The sequence below is a fragment of the Bergeyella anatis genome, from assembly GCF_036016955.1.
GTDB lineage: Bacteria > Bacteroidota > Bacteroidia > Flavobacteriales > Weeksellaceae > JAYWXI01.
This window is the reverse complement of record NZ_JAYWXI010000157.1, coordinates 1-404: the sequence shown is the minus strand read 5'-3', so window position 1 is coordinate 404 and position 404 is coordinate 1. Positions and strand designations below refer to the sequence as shown.

General features: G+C 36.6%; 1 pseudogene. It reads left to right on the top strand.

The window, feature by feature from the left end:
* Window positions 1-404 (top strand): annotated as a pseudogene (locus tag VQ048_RS12735) (type VI secretion system baseplate subunit TssG); the annotation flags it as partial.

Genomic DNA, 404 nt, shown 5'->3' with positions numbered 1-404 from the left:
CGTAATGGCGTGATTTCAAATCAGCAGTACATTGTCAATCATCAGGGGCAGTTTTCAAGAGCTTATCGGTATGATATTTTAGAGGCAAACATTATTGATTATCATTATGATAGTTTGCAAATGGTATCCATCGACCTTTCTCGTGATAGCTTATACGATATGCTTCCACAGAGCTATACCCACGCACCGCACGAACATATATTTGATAAGGGTGCGGAAGCGATGATTGATGAGTATAAAAAGCAAAAACAAGAACAGAAGTCGGCAAGGAGTTTCTTTTCTCCTTTTGAAAATGAGTTTTTTCGTTTTCGAGTAGATACAGAAATGTTTGAACAAGAGTTGTTTCATGAAATAGCCCATCGATTAGACTCTCGTTTATTTTATAATTTCTGGAAACTTTCAGA